This window comes from Flavobacterium limicola, assembly GCF_003634755.1.
GTDB classification, from domain to species: Bacteria; Bacteroidota; Bacteroidia; order Flavobacteriales; family Flavobacteriaceae; genus Flavobacterium; species Flavobacterium limicola.
On record NZ_RBXA01000003.1, the window covers coordinates 128,621 to 148,499 of the forward strand.

General features: G+C 34.2%; 18 protein-coding genes. 12 read left to right on the forward strand and 6 right to left on the reverse strand.

The genetic code is table 11. From position 1 onward, the window contains the following. Positions 1–3: 3 nt before the first annotated feature. From rpmB to ftsY, 4 genes are all read left to right on the forward strand, one after another. Entirely contained in the window at positions 4–240 is a 237-nt protein-coding gene (gene rpmB, locus BC952_RS10580; protein ID WP_024980263.1) for a 50S ribosomal protein L28, read from the forward strand. A gap of 27 nt (positions 241–267) precedes the next feature. Then, positions 268–450, forward strand: coding sequence for a 50S ribosomal protein L33 (rpmG, locus tag BC952_RS10585; RefSeq protein WP_007805817.1), 183 nt, complete (start codon positions 268–270; stop codon positions 448–450). Positions 451–526: 76 nt separating this feature from the next. Beyond that, entirely contained in the window at positions 527–679 is a 153-nt protein-coding gene (locus tag BC952_RS10590; protein ID WP_072987107.1) for a DUF4295 domain-containing protein, read from the forward strand. Between the two features lie 127 nt (positions 680–806). After that, positions 807–1,760, forward strand: a complete 954-nt coding sequence (gene ftsY / locus BC952_RS10595; protein WP_121365638.1) for a signal recognition particle-docking protein FtsY — start codon at positions 807–809, stop codon at positions 1,758–1,760. 187 nt (positions 1,761–1,947) lie between these two features. Here the strand turns inward: ftsY and BC952_RS10600 are convergent, their stop codons facing one another. After that, entirely contained in the window at positions 1,948–3,021 is a 1,074-nt protein-coding gene (locus tag BC952_RS10600) for a serine hydrolase domain-containing protein (RefSeq protein WP_121365639.1), read from the reverse strand. 239 nt (positions 3,022–3,260) lie between these two features. On the opposite strand from BC952_RS10600, the gene BC952_RS10605 reads away from it, so the two are divergent. Both BC952_RS10605 and BC952_RS10610 read left to right on the forward strand, forming a co-directional pair. Continuing rightward, on the forward strand, positions 3,261–3,701 hold the full coding sequence (locus tag BC952_RS10605) for a hypothetical protein (RefSeq protein ID WP_121365640.1): 441 nt from the start codon (positions 3,261–3,263) through the stop codon (positions 3,699–3,701). Then, positions 3,682–3,978, forward strand: a complete 297-nt coding sequence (locus BC952_RS10610; protein WP_121365641.1) for a DciA family protein — start codon at positions 3,682–3,684, stop codon at positions 3,976–3,978. The genes BC952_RS10605 and BC952_RS10610 overlap by 20 nt, the downstream gene beginning before the upstream one ends. A gap of 189 nt (positions 3,979–4,167) precedes the next feature. Here the strand turns inward: BC952_RS10610 and BC952_RS10615 are convergent, their stop codons facing one another. Further along, the gene (locus BC952_RS10615) at positions 4,168–4,587 is read right to left on the reverse strand and encodes a nucleoside-diphosphate kinase (protein WP_113634352.1); all 420 of its coding nucleotides are present in this window, start codon (positions 4,585–4,587) and stop codon (positions 4,168–4,170) included. An 85-nt stretch (positions 4,588–4,672) separates the two neighbouring features. After that, on the reverse strand, positions 4,673–6,271 hold the full coding sequence (gene bshC, locus BC952_RS10620; protein WP_121365642.1) for a bacillithiol biosynthesis cysteine-adding enzyme BshC: 1,599 nt from the start codon (positions 6,269–6,271) through the stop codon (positions 4,673–4,675). A 104-nt stretch (positions 6,272–6,375) separates the two neighbouring features. On the opposite strand from bshC, the gene BC952_RS10625 reads away from it, so the two are divergent. Next, positions 6,376–7,659, forward strand: coding sequence for an MFS transporter (locus BC952_RS10625; RefSeq protein ID WP_121365643.1), 1,284 nt, complete (start codon positions 6,376–6,378; stop codon positions 7,657–7,659). Positions 7,660–7,666: 7 nt separating this feature from the next. On the opposite strand, the gene BC952_RS10630 is transcribed toward BC952_RS10625, so the two are convergent. Next, complete coding sequence (locus BC952_RS10630; protein ID WP_121365644.1) at positions 7,667–9,757, reverse strand: T9SS type B sorting domain-containing protein; 2,091 nt, start codon at positions 9,755–9,757, stop codon at positions 7,667–7,669. Positions 9,758–10,021: 264 nt separating this feature from the next. Here BC952_RS10630 and BC952_RS10635 point away from each other — a divergent pair, with 264 nt between their 5' ends. The 4 genes from BC952_RS10635 to BC952_RS10650 all read left to right on the forward strand — a co-directional run bounded on the left by BC952_RS10635 (position 10,022) and on the right by BC952_RS10650 (position 15,856). Continuing rightward, entirely contained in the window at positions 10,022–12,232 is a 2,211-nt protein-coding gene (locus BC952_RS10635; protein WP_121365960.1) for a B12-binding domain-containing radical SAM protein, read from the forward strand. Between the two features lie 104 nt (positions 12,233–12,336). Further along, positions 12,337–12,822 (forward strand): acyl-CoA carboxylase biotin carboxyl carrier protein subunit, encoded by a 486-nt coding sequence (locus BC952_RS10640; RefSeq protein WP_121365645.1) that lies wholly within the window; start codon positions 12,337–12,339, stop codon positions 12,820–12,822. 4 nt (positions 12,823–12,826) lie between these two features. Next, a complete protein-coding gene (gene accC, locus BC952_RS10645) occupies positions 12,827–14,266 on the forward strand; it encodes an acetyl-CoA carboxylase biotin carboxylase subunit (RefSeq protein WP_121365646.1) in 1,440 nt (479 codons plus the stop codon). Between the two features lie 48 nt (positions 14,267–14,314). Next, positions 14,315–15,856: an acyl-CoA carboxylase subunit beta gene (locus BC952_RS10650; RefSeq protein WP_121365647.1), complete on the forward strand. Its 1,542-nt coding sequence runs from the start codon at positions 14,315–14,317 to the stop codon at positions 15,854–15,856. A gap of 62 nt (positions 15,857–15,918) precedes the next feature. Here BC952_RS10650 and BC952_RS10655 read toward each other — a convergent pair whose 3' ends face one another. Next, positions 15,919–16,413 (reverse strand): nuclear transport factor 2 family protein, encoded by a 495-nt coding sequence (locus BC952_RS10655; RefSeq protein WP_121365648.1) that lies wholly within the window; start codon positions 16,411–16,413, stop codon positions 15,919–15,921. Positions 16,414–16,465: 52 nt separating this feature from the next. Beyond that, on the reverse strand, positions 16,466–17,005 hold the full coding sequence (gene hemG / locus BC952_RS10660) for a menaquinone-dependent protoporphyrinogen IX dehydrogenase (RefSeq protein WP_121365649.1): 540 nt from the start codon (positions 17,003–17,005) through the stop codon (positions 16,466–16,468). A 542-nt stretch (positions 17,006–17,547) separates the two neighbouring features. Between hemG and BC952_RS10665 the strand changes: the two genes are divergently transcribed. After that, positions 17,548–19,659, forward strand: coding sequence for a response regulator (locus tag BC952_RS10665; RefSeq protein ID WP_121365650.1), 2,112 nt, complete (start codon positions 17,548–17,550; stop codon positions 19,657–19,659). The last annotated feature ends 220 nt before the right edge of the window (positions 19,660–19,879 follow it).

Below are 19,879 nucleotides of genomic sequence, written 5' to 3' on the forward strand. Positions count from 1 at the left end.
ATAATGTCAAGAGTTTGTGACCTTACAGGTAAAAGAGCGATGGTAGGAAATAACGTTTCTCACGCTATGAACAAAACTAAGAGAAAATTTTCTGTAAACTTAGTTAAAAAGCGTTTTTATCTTCCAGAAGAAGATAGATGGATTACTCTAAGAGTAGCTGCATCTACGATAAAAACAATTAATAAAAATGGAATCGCTGCAGTTTTGAAAAAAGCGCAGTCAGAAGGATTTATTAAATAATCCCTTCCAAAATAAAAAAATAGCAAGATGGCAAAGAAAGGTAATAGAATCCAGGTAATTTTAGAATGTACTGAGCACAAGACTACTGGTGTTGCAGGAACTTCAAGATACATTACAACAAAGAACAAAAAAAATACACCAGACAGATTAGAGATTAAAAAATTTAATCCAATCTTGAAACGTGTAACTGTTCACAAAGAAATTAAGTAATAATTAGAGATTTTGATAAAAATCTCAAATGTTCTACATTTGAAAATTTTATTTAAATTTAAATAACATTTGAATCATGGCAAAGAAAACCGTAGCATCGTTACAAACAGCTTCTAAGAGATTGTCAAAAGCCATCAAAATGGTGAAATCTCCAAAAACAGGTGCATATACATTCGTAGAATCTATTATGACACCGGAATCAGTTGACGAATTCTTGAAAAAGAAATAATCAACATTCATATTATATAGAAAAGCTACTTTCATTCGGAAGTAGCTTTTTTATTTTCTATATTTACCGTTAGAAAGCGTATTGGTTCTTTGGACTTAAATACTTCATTCTTAATACTATTTATACAATGAGTTTTTTCAAAAGAATATTTTCATCAGAGAAAAAAGAAACATTAGACAAAGGTCTTGAAAAATCAAAAACAAATTTCTTTTCGAAGTTAACCAAAGCAGTTGCCGGAAAGTCAAAAGTGGATGATGAAGTCCTGGATAACTTAGAGGAAATCTTAGTGGCCTCCGATGTTGGTGTTAATACAACCTTAAAGATTATTAAACGAATAGAAAGCCGTGTGGCTTCGGATAAATATCTTGGAATAGAAGAACTCAATCAAATCCTCAGAGAAGAAATTGCAGCTTTATTATCAGAGACAAATACTGGCGAAGCTAGTGAATTTGTAATACCAATTCAGACGAAACCTTATGTTTTAATGGTCGTTGGTGTAAACGGTGTTGGTAAAACGACTACCATTGGTAAATTAGCATATCAATTTAAAAAGCAAGGCTATAATGTGGTTCTTGGTGCAGCCGATACTTTTCGGGCCGCAGCCATCGATCAATTGCAAATTTGGGCGGATAGAGTAGGTGTTCCTATTGTTCGTCAGGATATGGGAAGTGATCCGGCTTCGGTGGCTTTTGATACCTTGCAATCAGCCGTAGCACAAAATGCGGATATCGTTATTATTGATACCGCAGGTCGTTTGCATAATAAAATTAATTTAATGAACGAGTTGACCAAAGTAAAACGAGTGATGCAAAAAGTCGTTGGTGATGCGCCACATGATGTATTATTGGTTTTGGATGGATCAACCGGTCAGAATGCTTTTGAACAAGCAAAACAATTTACAGCGGCTACTGAAGTTACTTGTTTGGCTGTTACTAAGCTAGACGGAACCGCAAAAGGTGGTGTTGTGATTGGAATATCCGATCAATTTAAAATTCCAGTAAAATATATTGGTGTTGGAGAAGGAATTGAGGATCTTCAGGTTTTTAATAAGTATGAGTTTGTGGATAGTTTTTTTAAATAATAATTAGAATGGATTTTTCTTCTTTAAAAAATACACCTCCGATGTATCTTTATTTAGTAAGCATCATTTCATTTATATTGGCAAATCTTGTCCGAGATAAAAGTCTAGGTTTTTATTATTTTTTATTGATAATGGGTTTGGTTTCCTTTGTTTTGGGTTTTATGAAAAGTTTGAAAACTAAGTAATTTTACTGGTACAAAGCACTTATTTTTTGCCATAAAACTTCATCAAAATCGGATAAGGCAAACGTTGGATTGTCTGGATTTGCAACATCGCCCATTCGGATAACGACCATTTTTTTGCTTGGAATAATATAAATTTTTTGATCGTTTTTCCCTAATGCCATATACATATCGGCTGGAGCTGTGGGTATTAAACTACCATTAAACTGCAATTGGCTTTGTGGCAAATGATAACTTGATTTTCCGTTTACCCACCATAAATAGCCGTATCCCAGATTTATATTTTGTGAAGTGTTTGTTGCTTCATTTAAATAGTTTTCATTCACTATCGTGTTACTTTCCCATTTTCCTTTGTTGTAGATTAGCAAGCCGAAACGCGCCATGGAGCGAGTATTGCTTCCGTAAACGGAATTGTTTCCTAGTTGAAACCAAGCACCATCCATTCCTATTTTATCTTTTAATTTGGTGTTGAAATAAGCATTCCAGGTTTGACCGCTGGCTTGCGCAATCACATCCTGTAATTTTACATATACATTATGGTACGCCCAACGTGTTCCTGCGTCGGCTTTGTATTTTAGACTTGCTGGATCAACATCATCTGTACTTTCATCTAATCCGGAAGTCATATTGAGTAAGTGTTTGTTTGTAATCAAGTTTTCTTTGGCTAAAGGCAAACTCGTCCAACCGCTTCCTATGTATTGCGAAACTTTATTATTGATGTTGATGAGGTTTTCTTGTTGTGCAATTCCTGTTACAGTTGAGGTCAGTGTTTTACCAGCGCTTGCCCAATACCAAAAAGCATTGGCGTCATGGCCGTTGAAATAATTTTCCATTACGATTCTGCCATTGACAAGAATGATAAAGGATTTTGAATTTTTAAGTGCCAAATAATCTAATAAAGGTTGCACGGCGGTTTGCTTCCAACCTAAACTTGCAATAGATTTTGTTTCCCAAGCTGTTCCTGTTAATGGTGGAAAGTAGAGTGTTTCAGTTGAGGGAGTAGGAGTTGGTTCAGGAGTGTCAGAACTGCAGCTGCTACAAAGTAATACGATGAGGAAACTATATATTATTTTTGACATCTTGCTAATGATTTAGTTCTAATTCCTTTAAGACCAAAAATATAGAAAATAGTTTAATGTGTTTCCACTATTTTTGTTTTCTTTGAATTTAATAAGAGTAACTTTGTAATTAGAATAGGCGTGATTTATCCCGAATTTTCTAGCCCTGATTGCAGTGAAAATCCTTTCTAGACGCTTTTTCAGCGGATAAAAAGATTGAAGCGGAAAGCAGGAAACAGCTCCTAAAAATAATTAGTATTATGAAAAAAACATTTAGCATTCTTTTTATAGCATTTCTTTTTGTGGCTTGTCAGCAAAAGATAACCCAAGATGACATTTCGAAAATAAACGGGTATTGGGAAGTAGAAAAGGTTGTTTTTGATTCCATAAAGGATAAAGAATACGGGATGAATGAAGTGTATGATTATTTTGAAATAAAGAATAATAAAGGGATTCGGAAGAAAGTGATGCCGCAATTAGACGGGACTTTTTTAGTGAATGATACGTATGAAAACGTAACGGTTCGATTTGCGGATGACAAAGTTTTTTTAGATTATTCTACGCCTTACATGAAGTGGAGTGAGGAGTTGATTGCTGTGTCAGCGGAAGAATTAGTGCTATTGAACAAGGAAAAAACAGAATATCATTATAAGAAAGCAACACCAATAAATTTACTGGGCGATGGCAAAACGACTAAATAATCAGAGTACGATAGGGGATGTTTTGAAACAAATAATCCAAGCGAATAAACTGCAGCCCGGAATGGATCAAATTGACGTGAAAGATGCGTGGAAAAATTTAATGGGTAATGGAGTGAACAGTTATACGAATAATGTTGTTTTGAAAGGAAGCACGCTGTATGTTGAGTTGACTTCGTCTGTTTTGCGTGAAGAATTAAGTCACGGAAAGTCTAAAATTGTGGCGCTGATTAATGAGGAATTAAGACGTGATGTGGTGAAAGATGTTGTCTTACGTTAGACTTCTTAGATAGTTAGATTTTTAGATTACATTAGGTATTTTCGATTGTTAGATATTAAGTTTTTTTATAAAAATAATATTTTAAAAGAGCTAAAAATTATATTAAAAATAAAACCCGCTTCATTGAAGCGGGTTTTACTTTTAAAGAATATAAGTAGTCTAAAAATCTGACTATCTAAGAAACTATAATTAGAACTGCTCTCTTCCAGCAAAATGGAAAGCACCTTCGATAGCTGCATTTTCATCGCTATCAGAACCGTGAACTGCATTTTCTCCAATAGAAGTTGCGTATGCTTTACGGATAGTTCCTTCAGCAGCTTCAGCTGGGTTTGTAGCACCAATTAAAGTTCTGAAATCTTCAACTGCATTGTCTTTTTCTAAAATAGCAGCAACAATTGGTCCTCTTGACATGAACTCAACTAATTCACCGTAGAAAGGTCTTGCAGCGTGTACTTCGTAAAAAGCTTGAGCATCAGCAACAGTTAATTGTGTTAATTTCAAAGAAACGATTTTGAAACCTGCATTTGTAATCATTGCAAGTATGTTTCCGATGTGTCCGTTAGCAACAGCATCAGGCTTAATCATTGTAAATGTTCTATTAGTAGCCATCTTTTATTTTTTAAATTTTGTGCAAAAATAGTATTTTTTTATTGATTATTTTTACAAATTCGGCATTCAAATAACCGTTATCTGATTAAAGTACAATAATATCGAATTTATTGTCCAATGGTTTGAGCTGTTTGACCAATGTTGGAATCAGATTTTCACCGAATTCCAAATAAAATTCCGAAAAATTAGTTTGGCGTTCCTGTAAACTTTGGTTGGGGAATAACTCGTTTTGCAACTCAGTGATGCGTTGCAAAATATCACTCAGTTTTCTTTTTTGTGCTTTCAGCAAACGTTTCTCCAGATTTTCTAATCCTTTGGTTTGTTTGGTTTCTTGCGCTTTTACAGCTCCAAGGAAAGACTCGTCGGTTTTATTCGCTACATCATAAAGCTCCTGAAATTGTTTTTGCAACTGTTTTTTTAGATGCGTTAAATCGACTGGGAAATCTGACAATTCTTTGGTTTTAGTACTTACTAAATTCGCCTGTTTTGAAAATAAATCTTCCCAGTTCAAATCTAGTTTATCTGCTTTTTTAGCTTGCTTTTCGGTTGCCAATAGTACAGAATTTCTAAGCAAAAGTATTGGAAAAGTTACTTTTGCAGCAGCAAAAAAGGATTTTAATTCTAACCAATAAGCAATTTCTCCGCCTCCGCCAATATAGCATAGATTCGGTAAAATCACTTCCTGATATAAGGGACGCATAATGACATTTGGACTGAATTTTTCCGGATGATTTTCTAAAAGATTTAGAATTTCCGTTTCTGAAAACTCAATTTTAGTGTGATTGGCTTTGTAGGTATCATTTTCAAAGATGATGCGTTCTCGTAAATCATCTTCGATATAAAACAAATTGATTTCACGAGGATTCACTTGAACTGTATACTCTTTTAATTTTTCAGCAGTTTCCAAAACTAATTTATGGGAGGATTTTTGCAGCAATTCTTCTTTTACAAAAGGGATAAAGTTGCGTTTTAAGTCAGCATTATCCGCATCCAAAATAACTAAACCATAAGCGCCAAAAAGCGCATTAGCCAGAAATCTAGTAGCATCGGCTAAATTATCGTGATTGAGATAGGAATCTTCAAACAGTTTTTTTAGCGTATCTGCATTTGCACTAGATCCTAATTCCAAAGTATATACTTCAAGAAATTCAGCTAAACCTTCGGTAGACAAGCGACCAACAGGACCTGTGCTTTCTTTGTTCCAACGGAATTTTTTACCTTTAAAGTTGAAATAATTAATTTCTTCAAAATCATGATCCTCGGTTGCCATCCAGTAAATGGGTACAAAATTATAGGTTGGATATTTCGCTTTTAATTCGGTTGTCAAATTAATAGTTGAAATGATTTTATACAAAAAATATAAAGGTCCGCTGAACAAATTTAACTGATGTCCTGTTGTTACAGTGAATGTATTTGGATTATTTAAAGCTTCAATATTTTGTTTCGTCAATATCGAAGTTTCAACTTTTGAATATTGTTTTTCTAATGTGGAAACTAATATTTGTCTTTTAAGAGTACCGTTCTCATTGAAGTTTACTTGCTTTTCTTGGATTTGTGCTTCAAAATTCTCAAGTGTTGGAAATCGGTTGTATAAGGATTGTAAGTTTGTTTTTTTTTCTAAATAATCATTCATCAAAGAAGAGAAATATCCTGAATTCTGATAGCTGATACAGTCGGTTGGCATAATAAAGTTTTATATGTTGCTAATTTACCAATAATAATTGGAACTATAATATTTGTTACTTTCGAAAAATAGTATCATTTTTATCAAAAAAAATTAACAATTTTATGAAAGATAATTTAAAGCATTCGAATGAAAACTCGTTAAAACATGTTCTTTTTGGCAGTTTAATTGGAACTACTATAGAATTTTTTGATTTTTATATTTATGCAAATGCTGCAGTTTTAGTTTTTCCTCAATTGTTTTTTCCTTCAACAGATAGTACTAATTCCGTTTTGTTATCCTTAGCAACATTTTCTATTGCTTTTCTTTCCAGACCTTTAGGTTCTGCGGTCTTTGGTCATTATGGTGATAAAATTGGACGTAAAACCACTTTAGTAATTGCGTTACTAACGATGGGGATTTCAACAGTTTGTATTGGTTTTTTACCAAGTTATGCCAGTATTGGAATTACAGCTCCTTTATTATTGATGTTGTGTCGCTTTGGTCAAGGAGTTGGTTTAGGTGGCGAATGGGGTGGAGCGGTATTATTGGCTATCGAAAATGCTCCACCTAATAAGCGAGCGTGGTACGGAATGTTTCCGCAACTTGGAGCACCAATAGGTTTGTTGCTTTCGGGTGGTACTTTCTTGATTTTGACCGATACAATGACTTCCGAAGATTTTCTTGATTATGGATGGAGGATTCCGTTTTTAGCGAGTTCATTATTGGTTGTCGTAGGTTTTTATATCCGATTAAAGATTACCGAAACTCCTGCTTTCGAAAACGCTAAAAAAGAGAAAGAAGAAGTTAATATTCCATTTTTTACTTTACTAAAATTTTATAAAAACCAACTGATTTTTGGCACATTTGCGGCCATTACTACTTTCTTAGTTTTTTATCTCATGACGGTTTTTACACTTAGCTGGGCAACTTCTGATTTGGGTTATTCCAAAAGAGATTTTCTATTGATGCAATTGTTTTCGGTAGTGTTTTTTGCACTTTTTATTCCTGTTTCAGCTTTAATTGCGGATCGTATCGGCAGAAGAAAAATGCTTATTTACGCCACAATCGCGATTGCTGTTTTTGGTTTTGCATTTTCTTTTTTCTTGAATTCCGGCAGTTCAGTTCTTGTAACTTTATTTTTATGTGTTGGAATGGCTCTGATGGGATTCACATACGGTCCTTTAGGAACTTTTTTATCTGAACTTTTTCCTACAACGGTTCGTTATTCAGGAACTTCTTTAGCATTTAATATGGCAGGAATTATTGGAGCCGCTTTTGCACCCATGATTGCGATTTGGTTAGCAACTCAGTATAGTTTGACCTATGTTGGGTTTTATTTAAGTACGGCAGCCTGTGTTTCTTTATTTTCATTGTTAATGGTTAGCAAAAAAGAACATAAATTTTGATAATTTGTTATCGTTTTAAACTAAAATGTCCTTTGTATTCATTTCCATCTGTTCTTGTTGCGATAAACCAATAATCATCGGAAGGAAGTTCAAATCCATTCATGGTGCCGTTCCAATCGTTATTTTGGATTAATTCTTTGATTAATTTTCCATAACGGTCAAATATTTTTATAGTTAAGTTGGTTTCCAAATCTGAAAATTTAATGTTCCAAGTGTCGTTAAAACCATCACCGTTTGGAGTAAAATATTTTGGATATGACAATGATGAATCATCAATTGTTAAATCACAATCTTCAGCTGCTGAAATTTGGGTATTTATCAAAATGCGACTACTTCCACAATTGTCTATAGTTTGTGATGCATAATAATTTATTCCATCTTGTAGTAAAGTTGTTTTAGGTAATACCGAACCTCCCGTTATTAAATCATACCATTTTATATTTTGGCCGGTGATAATTAGATCACTTAAAGTCGCATTTTGTTGCGTACAAAATTCCTGCGGAGAATTTGCTGAAGGTAAGGGTTGAACATTAATCACAATAGTTACGGACTTTGTAGCATCACATCCACCAGTTCCAGTGATGTTACAGCTATATTGACCACTTTGTGATGCATTTGCATTTAATATTGATGGATTCTGTTCTATCGAAGTAAAACCATTTGGTCCTGTCCAAGCATAATTTGCTCCTCCGGTTGCGGTGAGTTGTATAGTATCCCCAAGACAAATTGGGGAATTACTGGCTACAGATAGATTTTGGGAACATAATTTGAGTTTAACGACCCAAAAATCTTGCAGCCCACTTTTATTTTCCGTTTTATCTCCGGATATATTAGATTGTGACCACCCTAGCGTTACATAGCCTCCATCTTTGGCTTGTACTATGGCTTGTGTCTGGTCAAAACTATCGCCTCCTACAGTTTTATCCCATTCAAATTTACCAGTGGAATCGAGTTTTACCATCCAATAATCGCGTTGTCCTCTTGACACTTCTGTTTTATTACCTGAAATTCCTGAATATGACATAATACCAAGAATAAAACCGTTGTCTGAGGTCATTCGGATGTCAGCTAATATTTCCGTATCATCTCCTCCAATGACTTTTTGCCAAAGAATTTGCCCAGCGTTGTTTAATTTTAGAAGCCAAGCATCATCAGAGTTGTTAATTTTGTTCTCCGTTTTTTCTCCAGAAATAGTAGAGAAAGAATCACCGGCTATAATGTAGTTTCCATCTGAGGTCGCTATTATAGATTTCGCATAATCACCATTATTACCTCCGATTGTTTTTTGCCATACTATAGCTCCTAAACTATCGATTTTTAAAACCCAATAATCGCCTCCTCCTCTGGAATTTTGAGTTTTGTCACCTGAAATATTTGAATGAGAAGATCCCGCTAATAGATAACCACCATCGAGTGTTTTTATCATAGATTGGACCCAATCACTACTACTACCTCCAAATGTTTTTTGCCACATTATATTTCCGGAAGAGTCAATTTTAATGATCCACATATCAAGACTACCGCGAGAATTCTCCGTTTTTTCACCTGAGATATTAGAATCTGATGAACCTCCTAGAAGATATCCACCATCGTCTGTTTGAATTATTGATGTTAATCGATCCACTCCAGTTCCACCAAAAGTTTTATCCCAAATAATATTTCTGTTAGCATCAAGTTTAACTATCCAATAGTCATCATTCCCTCTTGAACTTTGTGTTTTTTCTCCGGATATTTCGGAAGAACTGTAGCCACCAAGAATATAACCTCCATCCTTTGTTTCTTTTCCGGATGTTAAATGGTCAAAACGGTTTCCTCCAATAGTTTTTTGCCATAATAAATTACCGGAAGTATCATCAATTTTAATAAACCAGTAATCGCCTTCACCTCTTGAATTTTCACTTTTATCGTCTGATATATTAGAATACGAATATCCTCCCAAAAGATAATTCCCATCATTTGATACTTCTATAAAATCACCCCAATCATAATCATTACCTCCAATTGTATTTTGCCATTGTATCGTTTGAGAACTAATTTTGCTAGGAAAAAAGACTATAATTATTAAAGAGAATATAATGAATTTTATTTTTTTTATCATTTAATTTGGTGCTTATAATTTGTAACGGTTTAATTTCTATTTTCGAGTATATGAAAGTGGGTTGTTAATAAAAAAGGAAGAGTAATTTTTGTCTCATATAAATAATTTAAACAACCGTAAATGTAATTAAATATCTACAGATTACGTAAAAACTAAAAATGACTTTATTTCATATTTGAATCCAAAGAATAAATAAAAATGTAGCCTTTTACTTTTGTGGAAAGAACAAAATTATCCCTTATTTTTGCACCAAACTTATTTCTTTTGAAAACCAAATTATTCGTAATCACGCCGCCTTTCACCCAACTGAATACACCGTATCCGGCAACTGCATATATCAAAGGGTTTCTGAATACCAAAAACATTGAGTCTGTTCAAGCAGATTTGGGAATCGAAGTGATTTTGAAATTGTTTTCGAAAGAAGGACTTGAAAATTTGTTTAAAGTCGCAAGTTTAAAGTTTACCGTTGGACAAATTTCGGATAACTCGAAACGTATTTTTGCTTTACAAGATGAATATCTTAAAACGATCGACCCTGTAATTGCTTTTCTACAAGGGAAAAATCCAACATTGGCACTTCAAATTTGTCAGGAAGATTTCTTGCCAGAAGCCTCGCGTTTTGCACAATTGGAAGAATTAGATTGGGCATTTGGAACTATGGGAACTCAGGACAAAGCGAAGCATTTAGCGACTTTGTATCTCGAAGATATCTCTGATTTTATCGTTGAATGTGTCGATGCGAATTTTGGTTTCAGTCGCTATGCGGAACGTTTGGGACGAAGCGCCAATTCTTTTGACGAATTGTATGAAGCCTTGCAACAGGAACCAACGTATATTGATACCGTTCTTCTTTCTATTTTAAAGGAAAGAATGGAAACGATTCAGCCTACATTATTCTTGATTTCGGTTCCGTTTCCAGGGAATTTATATTCGGCTTTTCGTTCGGCTCAATGGGTCAAAAAGCATTATCCGAATATTAAAATTTCAATGGGTGGAGGTTTCCCGAATACTGAATTGCGTTCACTTTCGGATGCTCGTGTTTTTGAGTTTTTTGATTTTATTACCTTAGATGATGGTGAAGCGCCAATCGAAGAATTGATTTCTAATATTGAATCCCGAAATTTCGGGACAGATTATAATTCCTATAAAAGAACCTTTCTTTTAGAAAACGGAAAAGTAGTTTACAAAAATAATTCCGTAAAACACGATTACAAACAATCGCAAGTGGGAACTCCGGATTATTCGGATTTGCTTTTGGATAAATACATTTCGGTTATCGAAATTGTAAATCCAATGCATCGCATGTGGAGCGACGGACGCTGGAATAAACTCACCATGGCGCACGGTTGCTACTGGGGAAAATGTACGTTTTGTGATATTTCTTTGGATTATATAAAAATTTACGAACCCGTTGCTGCCAATTTATTGTGCGACCGAATGGAGGAAATGATTGCCCAAACGGGTGAGAACGGATTTCATTTTGTAGATGAAGCCGCTCCTCCAGCTTTGATGCGCGCTTTGGCGCTTGAAATACTTCGCAGGAAATTAGCAGTGACGTGGTGGACGAACATTCGATTCGAAAAAAGTTTTACTAAAGATTTATGTTTGCTGCTAAAGGCTTCCGGTTGTATTGCAGTATCTGGTGGTCTCGAAGTCGCTTCTGACAGATTATTAAAATTGATTGATAAAGGCGTAACGGTCGAACAAGTAGCGAAAGTCACCCGAAATTTCACCGAAGCAGGCGTAATGGTTCATGCGTATTTGATGTACGGTTATCCTACACAAACTATTCAGGAAACGGTGGATAGTCTTGAAATGGTGCGTCAATTATTTGAAGTTGGTGTATTGCAATCTGGATTTTGGCATCAATTTGCGATGACGGCGCACAGTCCAGTCGGTTTGTATCCCGAGAAATTTGGTGTTGTAAAAGAAACCGACGCGATTGGAACTTTCGCAAATAACGATATTAATTATACGGATTCAACAGGAATCGATCATGATAAATTCAGTTTTGGACTCAAAAAATCCTTGTTCAACTTTATGCACGGAATCTGTTTTGATTATGAACTGCAGGATTGGTTCGAATTTAAAATTCCTAAAACGAAAATTTCTCCTGATTTTATTTTTGACGCTTTACAGGAAGACGAGGATTTCAACACTAAACCCACTGTCAAAATCGTTTGGTTAGGCGGGAAGCCATTTGTGGAACATTTTACCAAATCCAAAAAAGGGAATTCTTGGGAAATGATGACTTTGACTTTTCATGATAAAAAAGAAAGTTTCTCCATTCAAACCAATAAAATTGAGGGAGAATGGCTAGTAGAAATACTGCAGAAAATTTCTGTTTCTAATTCAAAAATATATACATTTCAAGAAGTAAAAACTGACTTCGAAGAACAATTGGAAGACTTTGAATTATTTTGGTATTCAAAACCATTTAAAACCTTAAGAGAATTTGGATTATTAGTGTTGTAAATTTATTTCACGATAACTATATTAAATTAGCATAAAACTTTTATTTTTCGATTACGAAAACGTTTTCTTTACTTATTTTTACAACCAATTAAATAAATACACTTATGAGTATTGGTTATAAAGTAAATGTAAATGACGCTTTCCATTTTGATTTGGAAAAGGAGAGTATATCTCAACTGGATACAGTTAGTGTGGAAGCTAATAAATTTCATATTTTACACGAAAACACTCCTTATCAAGCGGAAATCATAACTTCAGATTTTCTTCAAAAAAACTACACCGTCAAGGTCAACAACAACACGTATACCGTTGCCATTTCAAATCCTTTGGATATTTTAATCAAAGAAATGGGATTCGAAACAGGACTAACCAAACAAGTCAATTTTATCAAAGCGCCTATGCCTGGACTGATTCTAGAAATAAGTGTTGTGGTAGGACAAACTGTAAAAGAGAACGACAATTTAATTATTCTTGGTGCCATGAAAATGGAAAACAGTTTTCTTTCCCCGCGAGATGGCGTTATCAAAACAATTTCGGTGCTCATGGGAGATGCCGTTGATAAAGGACAGTTGTTAATTGAATTCGAGTAAAAATATGAAAAAAATATTAGTTGCCAATAGAGGGGAAATCGCCATCAGGGTGATGAAAACCGCACAGAAAATGGGCATAAAAACTGTAGCAGTTTATTCAGCTGCAGACAGAAATGCACCACATGTAAAATTTGCTGATGAAGCCGTATGGATTGGAGAAGCACCTTCGAGTCAATCGTATTTGTTAGGAAGTAAAATAATAGAAGTTGCGAAATCTTTAAACGTAGATGCCATTCATCCTGGTTATGGTTTTCTGAGTGAAAATGCGGAATTTGCTGAAGAAGCGGAAAAAAATAACATCATTTTTATTGGTCCAAAGTCGAAAGCGATAAAAATAATGGGAAGTAAACTGGCGGCCAAAGAAGCCGTTAAACAATACAATATTCCAATGGTTCCTGGTTTTGACGAAGCCATTACGGATGTCGAAAAAGCAAAAGTAGTAGCCAAGGAAGTAGGTTTTCCAATACTGATTAAAGCTTCAGCAGGTGGTGGAGGAAAAGGAATGCGTGTGGTAGAAAGCGAAGCTGATTTCGAATCTCAAATGGATCGCGCCATCAGTGAAGCAATCGCTGCTTTTGGAGACGGTTCTGTTTTTATAGAAAAGTATGTGGGTTCGCCAAGGCATATTGAAATTCAAGTTATGGCGGACAGTCATGGGAATGTGTTGTATTTATTCGAAAGAGAATGCAGTATTCAGCGTCGTCATCAAAAAGTAATTGAAGAAGCGCCTTCTTCGGTTTTAACACCGGAATTACGTAAAAAAATGGGTGAAGCAGCTGTTTTGGTTGCCAAATCCTGTGATTATCTAGGAGCTGGAACTGTTGAATTTTTATTGGACGAAAACAATAATTTCTACTTCCTTGAAATGAATACCCGTCTGCAGGTGGAACATCCCGTTACGGAATGGATTACCGGAACCGATTTGGTCGAACTGCAAATTAGAGTCGCAAGAGGAGAAGCATTAGCAATCAAACAAGAAGACTTGAAAATAAAAGGACATGCGATGGAATTGCGTGTGTACGCAGAAGATCCGATGAATGATTTCTTACCGAGTGTAGGTCATTTGGATGTTTATCAATTGCCTGTTGGTGAAGGAATTCGTGTGGATAACGGTTTTGAACAGGGCATGGATATTCCTATTTATTATGATCCAATGTTGGCCAAATTAATCACTTATGGAGAAACTCGCGAAGAAGCGATTCAAATTATGATTAAGGCCATTGAAGACTATCATGTAGAAGGTGTTCAGACGACGTTACCTTTCGGAAAATTTGTTTTTGAACATGAGGCTTTTCGTTCTGGGAAATTTGACACGCATTTTGTCAAGAATTACTACAGTGCCGAAATGTTAAAAAATCAAATAGCGCAAGAAGCAGAAATCGCTGCGAAGGTCGCTTTGAAACAATATTTTGAAGATCAAAAAATCGTACGCTTGTTAAATTAAATAATGATTTTAAAAAATTAGCGAATTAGCGGTTAAAAAAAGAATAGTATGAAAGACAAAATAGATGCATTAAACAATAAAATTGCCGAAGCTCATTTAGGCGGAGGTAAAAACAGAATAGCAAAGCAACATTCGAATAAAAAACTGACGGCGAGAGAACGCGTCAATTATTTGATGGATGAAGGTTCATTTGAAGAAATTGGGATGTTGGTTACGCACCGAACATCTGATTTTGGAATGGAAAAAGAACTGTATTATGGTGACGGTGTCATTACGGGATACGGAACCATAAACGGGCGATTGGTTTATATTTTCGCTCAGGATTTTACCGTTTTTGGTGGTTCGTTATCCGAAACTCATGCCGAGAAAATTTGTAAAGTGATGGATATGGCAGTCAAAATGGGTGCGCCTATGATTGGTCTTAATGATTCTGGTGGAGCACGTATTCAGGAAGGTGTTCGTTCTTTGGGCGGTTATGCCGATATTTTTTACCGAAACGTACAAGCCAGCGGTGTGATTCCGCAAATCTCTGCTATTATGGGACCCTGCGCCGGTGGAGCCGTGTATTCTCCAGCTATGACAGATTTCACGATGATGGTTGAAGATACCAGTTATATGTTCGTTACTGGTCCGAATGTGGTAAAAACAGTTACTAATGAAACCGTGACTTCGGAGGAATTGGGTGGAGCAAGTTCGCATTCAACTAAATCTGGTGTGGCGCATATTACTTCTACCAATGATGTGGAATGTCTGGAGGATTTGAAACGCTTGTTGAGTTATTTGCCGCAAAGCAATAAAGAAAAAGCACACAATTTGCCTTACGAACTAAATGACGAAGTTCGCACCAAATTAGCAACTATCATTCCGGATAATCCCAATAAACCGTATGATATGCACGAGGTAATTGGTGGAATTATTGACGAAGATTCTTTTTTTGAAATTCATAAAAATTATGCCGAAAATATCTTGGTGGGTTTTGCTCGATTGGGAGGAAAAAGCATTGGAATAATAGCCAACCAGCCGATGATTTTAGCTGGATGTCTGGATGTGAACAGTTCGAAAAAAGCGGCAAGATTTACCCGTTTTTGCGATTGTTTTAATATTCCGTTATTAGTTTTGGTAGATGTACCGGGGTTTTTACCGGGAACGGATCAAGAATGGAACGGGATTATCGTTCACGGTGCTAAATTGTTGTATGCGTTAAGTGAAGCAACTGTGCCACGAGTGACTGTAATTACCCGTAAAGCTTATGGTGGCGCGTATGATGTAATGAATTCGAAACACATTGGTGCAGATATGAATTTTGCTTGGCCCACTGCCGAAATTGCCGTGATGGGAGCCAAAGGAGCCTCTGAAATTATCTTCAAGAAAGAAATTAATGAAGCTGAGGACCATGAAGCAAAACTCTTAGAAAAGGAAGCGGAATATGCTGATTTGTTTGCGAATCCCTACACAGCAGCACAACGTGGTTTTGTAGATGAGGTAATCTTACCGCAAGAGACAAGACGCAAATTGATAAAGGCATTTAGTATGCTCGAAAATAAAGAAAGCATTACTCCTAATAGAAAACACGGAAATATTCCTTTGTAGCATTTTATAAGAATTGAAAAAACCACCTGATGAAGGTGGTTTTTTGGTTTTGGTAAAGAATATTAATGCAAACTAACCACTTTTGTGATAGTCCAGATATTATTATCGTTTTTCCAAAAAATAATAAATTTACTGGGATTGGATGGTGTGTCTTCTTTTTCAGTGTTGTTATGAAATTTATGAAGTCCAATTTCAATGGCTCCAAAATCTTTTATGGGATAAACCTCAATGCTTCCTTTCACTAATTCCCGGGTTACTTTACCACAGATATTATTTTTAGTTCCATCAATTAAGTCTTGCTTAACAGTCATTAAGCCTCCTTTATCATGGTAAAATTCGATTCCGTCTGAATAAATGGCAGCTTGTATATCTAAATCACAGGTGTTATAAGCGTGGAAAAAAGTACTGTCCATTGCAATTATGGTGTTGTATAATTCCTGATTATCTGGAACGTATTTATATTCCGGTTCTTTTGAAGCTTTTTTTTGAGCGAAACATGCTGAATAAGTAATAGTCAATATTAGGATTAAAAAAAGGTAGTGGCGATTTTTTCTCATAATGTCATTGTTAACACAGAATAAAAGTTTATTTAATAGCTAAAATAATAAATTATGACTTCTGAGATATTTTATTTGCAAATTCATTTACAAATTTTGTCACTTCATCCCAATTAGTATATTCATAATCCTGCGAGGTATCCGTTGCACCGCCTTCTTTTTTAGAAATCATTTTCATCATGATTCGTTTAAAATAATCATATTCGGTGTATTTCAGTGCGCCTGCAATTTGAGAAATCATCAAAGGCTTCCAGCCAGTTTGCTCCAGAAAATCAGTAGTTATTTTTTGAACTTCTCGTTGTTCATCTTCAAGGCCAGATGCCGCAGCAAGGGATACTGAGAAAAAAGCACTAGACATTTGATTTAAATGAGCAACATGTTTTTTAATGTAATGCTTCACAGCAGATTGATATTTGTGCATGTGTATGGAAGAACCAATCAAAATAGCATCGTAATCCTTTGGTGATGGTGGTTCGTCGGTGGTATCAGCAATTGTAACCAGGTGTCCCGCATTATGTAATATAGCTTCTATAAAATAGGCAATTTTGCGGGTTTGCCCTTCTGTAGTTCCATAAAGAATAAGTAGTTTCATGATTTTTGTTTTTAAATTAAAATAGAATTTACGCAAAAAATAAACATATAACAATTTGATTTAAAGGTAAATATATTCTATTGGACTATTGAATTTATAACTTTAATTTCGAATAATTACTAATTTAAATTAAATAGTAGATACTAAAACGAACTTCCAAAAGCAGGAAACGATTTAATGATTTTGTTTGCATGTGCTTATAAATCATTGGTAGAGTTTCTATAGCAGAAATGCTTATTTTAGATTTTGGAATAATTATCAATTGGAATTGAGGTTGAGTGGAAACAAAGTTTAAAAAACAAATAATGAAATAAAGACTTCAATGGACGCTACTAGATAAATCTTGAAGTTAAGTATAGCCAAATTACGTTATGGAGTATTATATCTAATTAATTAATTCTGTTTGTGATAAATTACATTAGTTTGAACGGTTGGGTTTTTTTATGATAAAAAAAGTTTATCTTGCGCTTGCAAAAAAAAAGTGATATATCCTACAAAACCACTTGTAAGATGATTTAGTTGCTTTTTTATTTGTCCACATCATGAAGAGATTATTTAAATTAAACACCTATTTTAAATTGTTGTTGTTAATAGCATCAACGAGTGTCTTCTTTTTTATACTTTACACTTCACTATATCTCTACACGATCAAAGAAGAGGATCGTTTTTATAAAACTACCTATTCTCAATATAATAATGAGGTAAAATCAATATTTAGGCTTAACTCTAAAACGCCTACTGCAGTTGTTATTGATGTTACATTTTGGGACCAATTAGTCAATTTTGCTAAAACAAAGGATCAAAAGTGGTACGATAATTATCTATTAAGCGAATTTGAATCTTATGAAGTAGATTATATAGGCGTTTATGGATTAGACCAACAGATGATAAATAAAACAACATCAGCTAAGATTAAAAGTTTTGATTTTATTCCCAAAGCAATGATGACGAGACTTTATAAATCTAGATTAAAAAGATTCTATTTGAGAATCCCAGAAGGAATTGTTGAGGTTTTTGGCGCAACAATTCATCCTTCAAATGATCCTAAAAAAAATAAAACAAAACCTTCAGGTTATTTTTTTATGGCCAGACTTTTAGACCAATCTTTTTTTAATTCTTTAGAGGGTATCAGTAGTTCTAAAGTCAGTTTGGCTGCTGCTGATTATGTAATCAGTGCTGAGGACGATTTTGTAACTGTTGGATTGGATTTAAAGGACTGGAAAAATGAAGTGGTGAGCAAATTACTTTTTAAAAGACCTTTCAATTTAAAGTACAGCAAAACAAAAGAAATTCTTTTTATTGTTGTTTTTGCTTCTTTAATAAATATTTTGACTTTTGTTTATTATACTAAAAGATGGGTTTATAATCCTTTAAAATTAATTAAAAGCATACTGGAAACAGGCAATACAAAAGCAATAAAAGCTTTAAAGAAAGCTAAGGGTGAGTTTGGATATATAGGTAACCTTTTTGAAGAAAATAACAATCAAAGGAAATTATTAGAAATTTCAAAACAAAAAGCGGAGGAAAGCGATACGTTGAAATCTTCTTTTTTAGCTAATTTATCGCATGAAATTAGGACTCCCATGAATGCCATAATGGGATTTAGTGATTTATTGGCAGATGTTAATCTGACGGAAAAGGAAAGATTGGAATATTTAAAAATTATAAAAAATAGCGGAACTAATTTAGTTTCTATTATTGAAGATTTAATTGAGATGTCTAAAATTGATGCAAATCAAATTGCACCAAATTATAAAGGTCTGGATTTAGAAAAATTTATAACAGAACTGTATAATTCTATCAAAGTTACCATTCCTAAAGAGAAAGATATTGATTTTTATATTTTCGAGAATACAGATAAAATACAAGGAAATATCCTAACTGACGAAACTAAATTAAGGCAAATTATTGTTAATCTAATTACCAATGCCATAAAATTTACGGACAAAGGTTTTGTTGCTTTTGGATATACTATAAACAAAGAAAAAGGGATTTTAAAGTTTATTATTGAAGATTCGGGTTTAGGAATTAGTGAAAATTATTTGAAAGTAATCTTTGATCGTTTCAGAAGAATTGAAGATGATTCGTCTACAGAGTTAACGGGATTGGGACTAGGTTTATCCATCACTAAGGCATATGTCAAAATGTTGGGTGGGGAAATAACGGTAGAATCTAAAATTGGATTCGGATCCGTTTTTGCATTTTCAATTCCATTGAAATTGGATTACACAGAAAAGGTGCTAATACCAAGAAAAGAAATATCTTTTTCAGGAAATCACGAGAATGAAATTATTTTGATTGCCGAAGATGATAACATTAATTTCCTGTTATTAAAGAAAATTATTGAATCTAAAAAACATACTGTTTTGCGTGCTTCAAATGGACAGGAAGCAGTCAAGATTTGTGCTGAAAATCCTAATATTAGTTTGGTTTTTATGGATATTAAAATGCCGATTTTAAACGGTTATGAAGCATTTGAAAAAATAAAAATAATTAGGCCAGAACTTCCGGTTATTGCCCAGACGGCTTATTCTTCTTTTGAGGATAGAGAAAAAATAATACAATGTGGTTTTAATGACTACATCACAAAGCCATTGGACAAAGAAAAAGTTTTTGTGCTGTTGGATACTATTTTTTTTAAGATTAATTCTTAAAGTTCAAAGGCAAGTAGTGCCCAGAAAGAACCTTTGAATGTGTTTTTTTATAATCTGAGAGTTGTCTAAATTAGGAGCTTTTTTTCTTGTTCTTAATAATCAAATTAAGCTTTTGCTTTTATTAAATTCTTTTAAATGTAAATGCTTTTTAGTGCAGCCTTTTTTTAATTAATTCATAAAAAAAGTTCCAATTTTTCAAAACTGCATTTTCAAAACATTA

Excerpts from the sequence above, each read along its gene's own strand:
- BC952_RS10630 (WP_121365644.1), bottom strand. The coding sequence starts at position 9,757 with ATGATAAAAAAAATAAAATTCATTATATTCTCTTTAATAATTATAGTC.
- BC952_RS10615 (WP_113634352.1), bottom strand. The coding sequence starts at position 4,587 with ATGGCTACTAATAGAACATTTACAATGATTAAGCCTGATGCTGTTGCT.
- BC952_RS10640 (WP_121365645.1), top strand. The coding sequence starts at position 12,337 with ATGAGTATTGGTTATAAAGTAAATGTAAATGACGCTTTCCATTTTGAT.
- BC952_RS10600 (WP_121365639.1), bottom strand. The coding sequence starts at position 3,021 with ATGTCAAAAATAATATATAGTTTCCTCATCGTATTACTTTGTAGCAGC.
- hemG (WP_121365649.1), bottom strand. The coding sequence starts at position 17,005 with ATGAAACTACTTATTCTTTATGGAACTACAGAAGGGCAAACCCGCAAA.
- rpmB (WP_024980263.1), top strand. The coding sequence starts at position 4 with ATGTCAAGAGTTTGTGACCTTACAGGTAAAAGAGCGATGGTAGGAAAT.
- BC952_RS10625 (WP_121365643.1), top strand. The coding sequence starts at position 6,376 with ATGAAAGATAATTTAAAGCATTCGAATGAAAACTCGTTAAAACATGTT.
- accC (WP_121365646.1), top strand. The coding sequence starts at position 12,827 with ATGAAAAAAATATTAGTTGCCAATAGAGGGGAAATCGCCATCAGGGTG.
- BC952_RS10605 (WP_121365640.1), top strand. The coding sequence starts at position 3,261 with ATGAAAAAAACATTTAGCATTCTTTTTATAGCATTTCTTTTTGTGGCT.
- ftsY (WP_121365638.1), top strand. The coding sequence starts at position 807 with ATGAGTTTTTTCAAAAGAATATTTTCATCAGAGAAAAAAGAAACATTA.
- bshC (WP_121365642.1), bottom strand. The coding sequence starts at position 6,271 with ATGCCAACCGACTGTATCAGCTATCAGAATTCAGGATATTTCTCTTCT.
- BC952_RS10665 (WP_121365650.1), top strand. The coding sequence starts at position 17,548 with ATGAAGAGATTATTTAAATTAAACACCTATTTTAAATTGTTGTTGTTA.
- rpmG (WP_007805817.1), top strand. The coding sequence starts at position 268 with ATGGCAAAGAAAGGTAATAGAATCCAGGTAATTTTAGAATGTACTGAG.
- BC952_RS10650 (WP_121365647.1), top strand. The coding sequence starts at position 14,315 with ATGAAAGACAAAATAGATGCATTAAACAATAAAATTGCCGAAGCTCAT.
- BC952_RS10655 (WP_121365648.1), bottom strand. The coding sequence starts at position 16,413 with ATGAGAAAAAATCGCCACTACCTTTTTTTAATCCTAATATTGACTATT.
- BC952_RS10610 (WP_121365641.1), top strand. The coding sequence starts at position 3,682 with ATGGCAAAACGACTAAATAATCAGAGTACGATAGGGGATGTTTTGAAA.
- BC952_RS10590 (WP_072987107.1), top strand. The coding sequence starts at position 527 with ATGGCAAAGAAAACCGTAGCATCGTTACAAACAGCTTCTAAGAGATTG.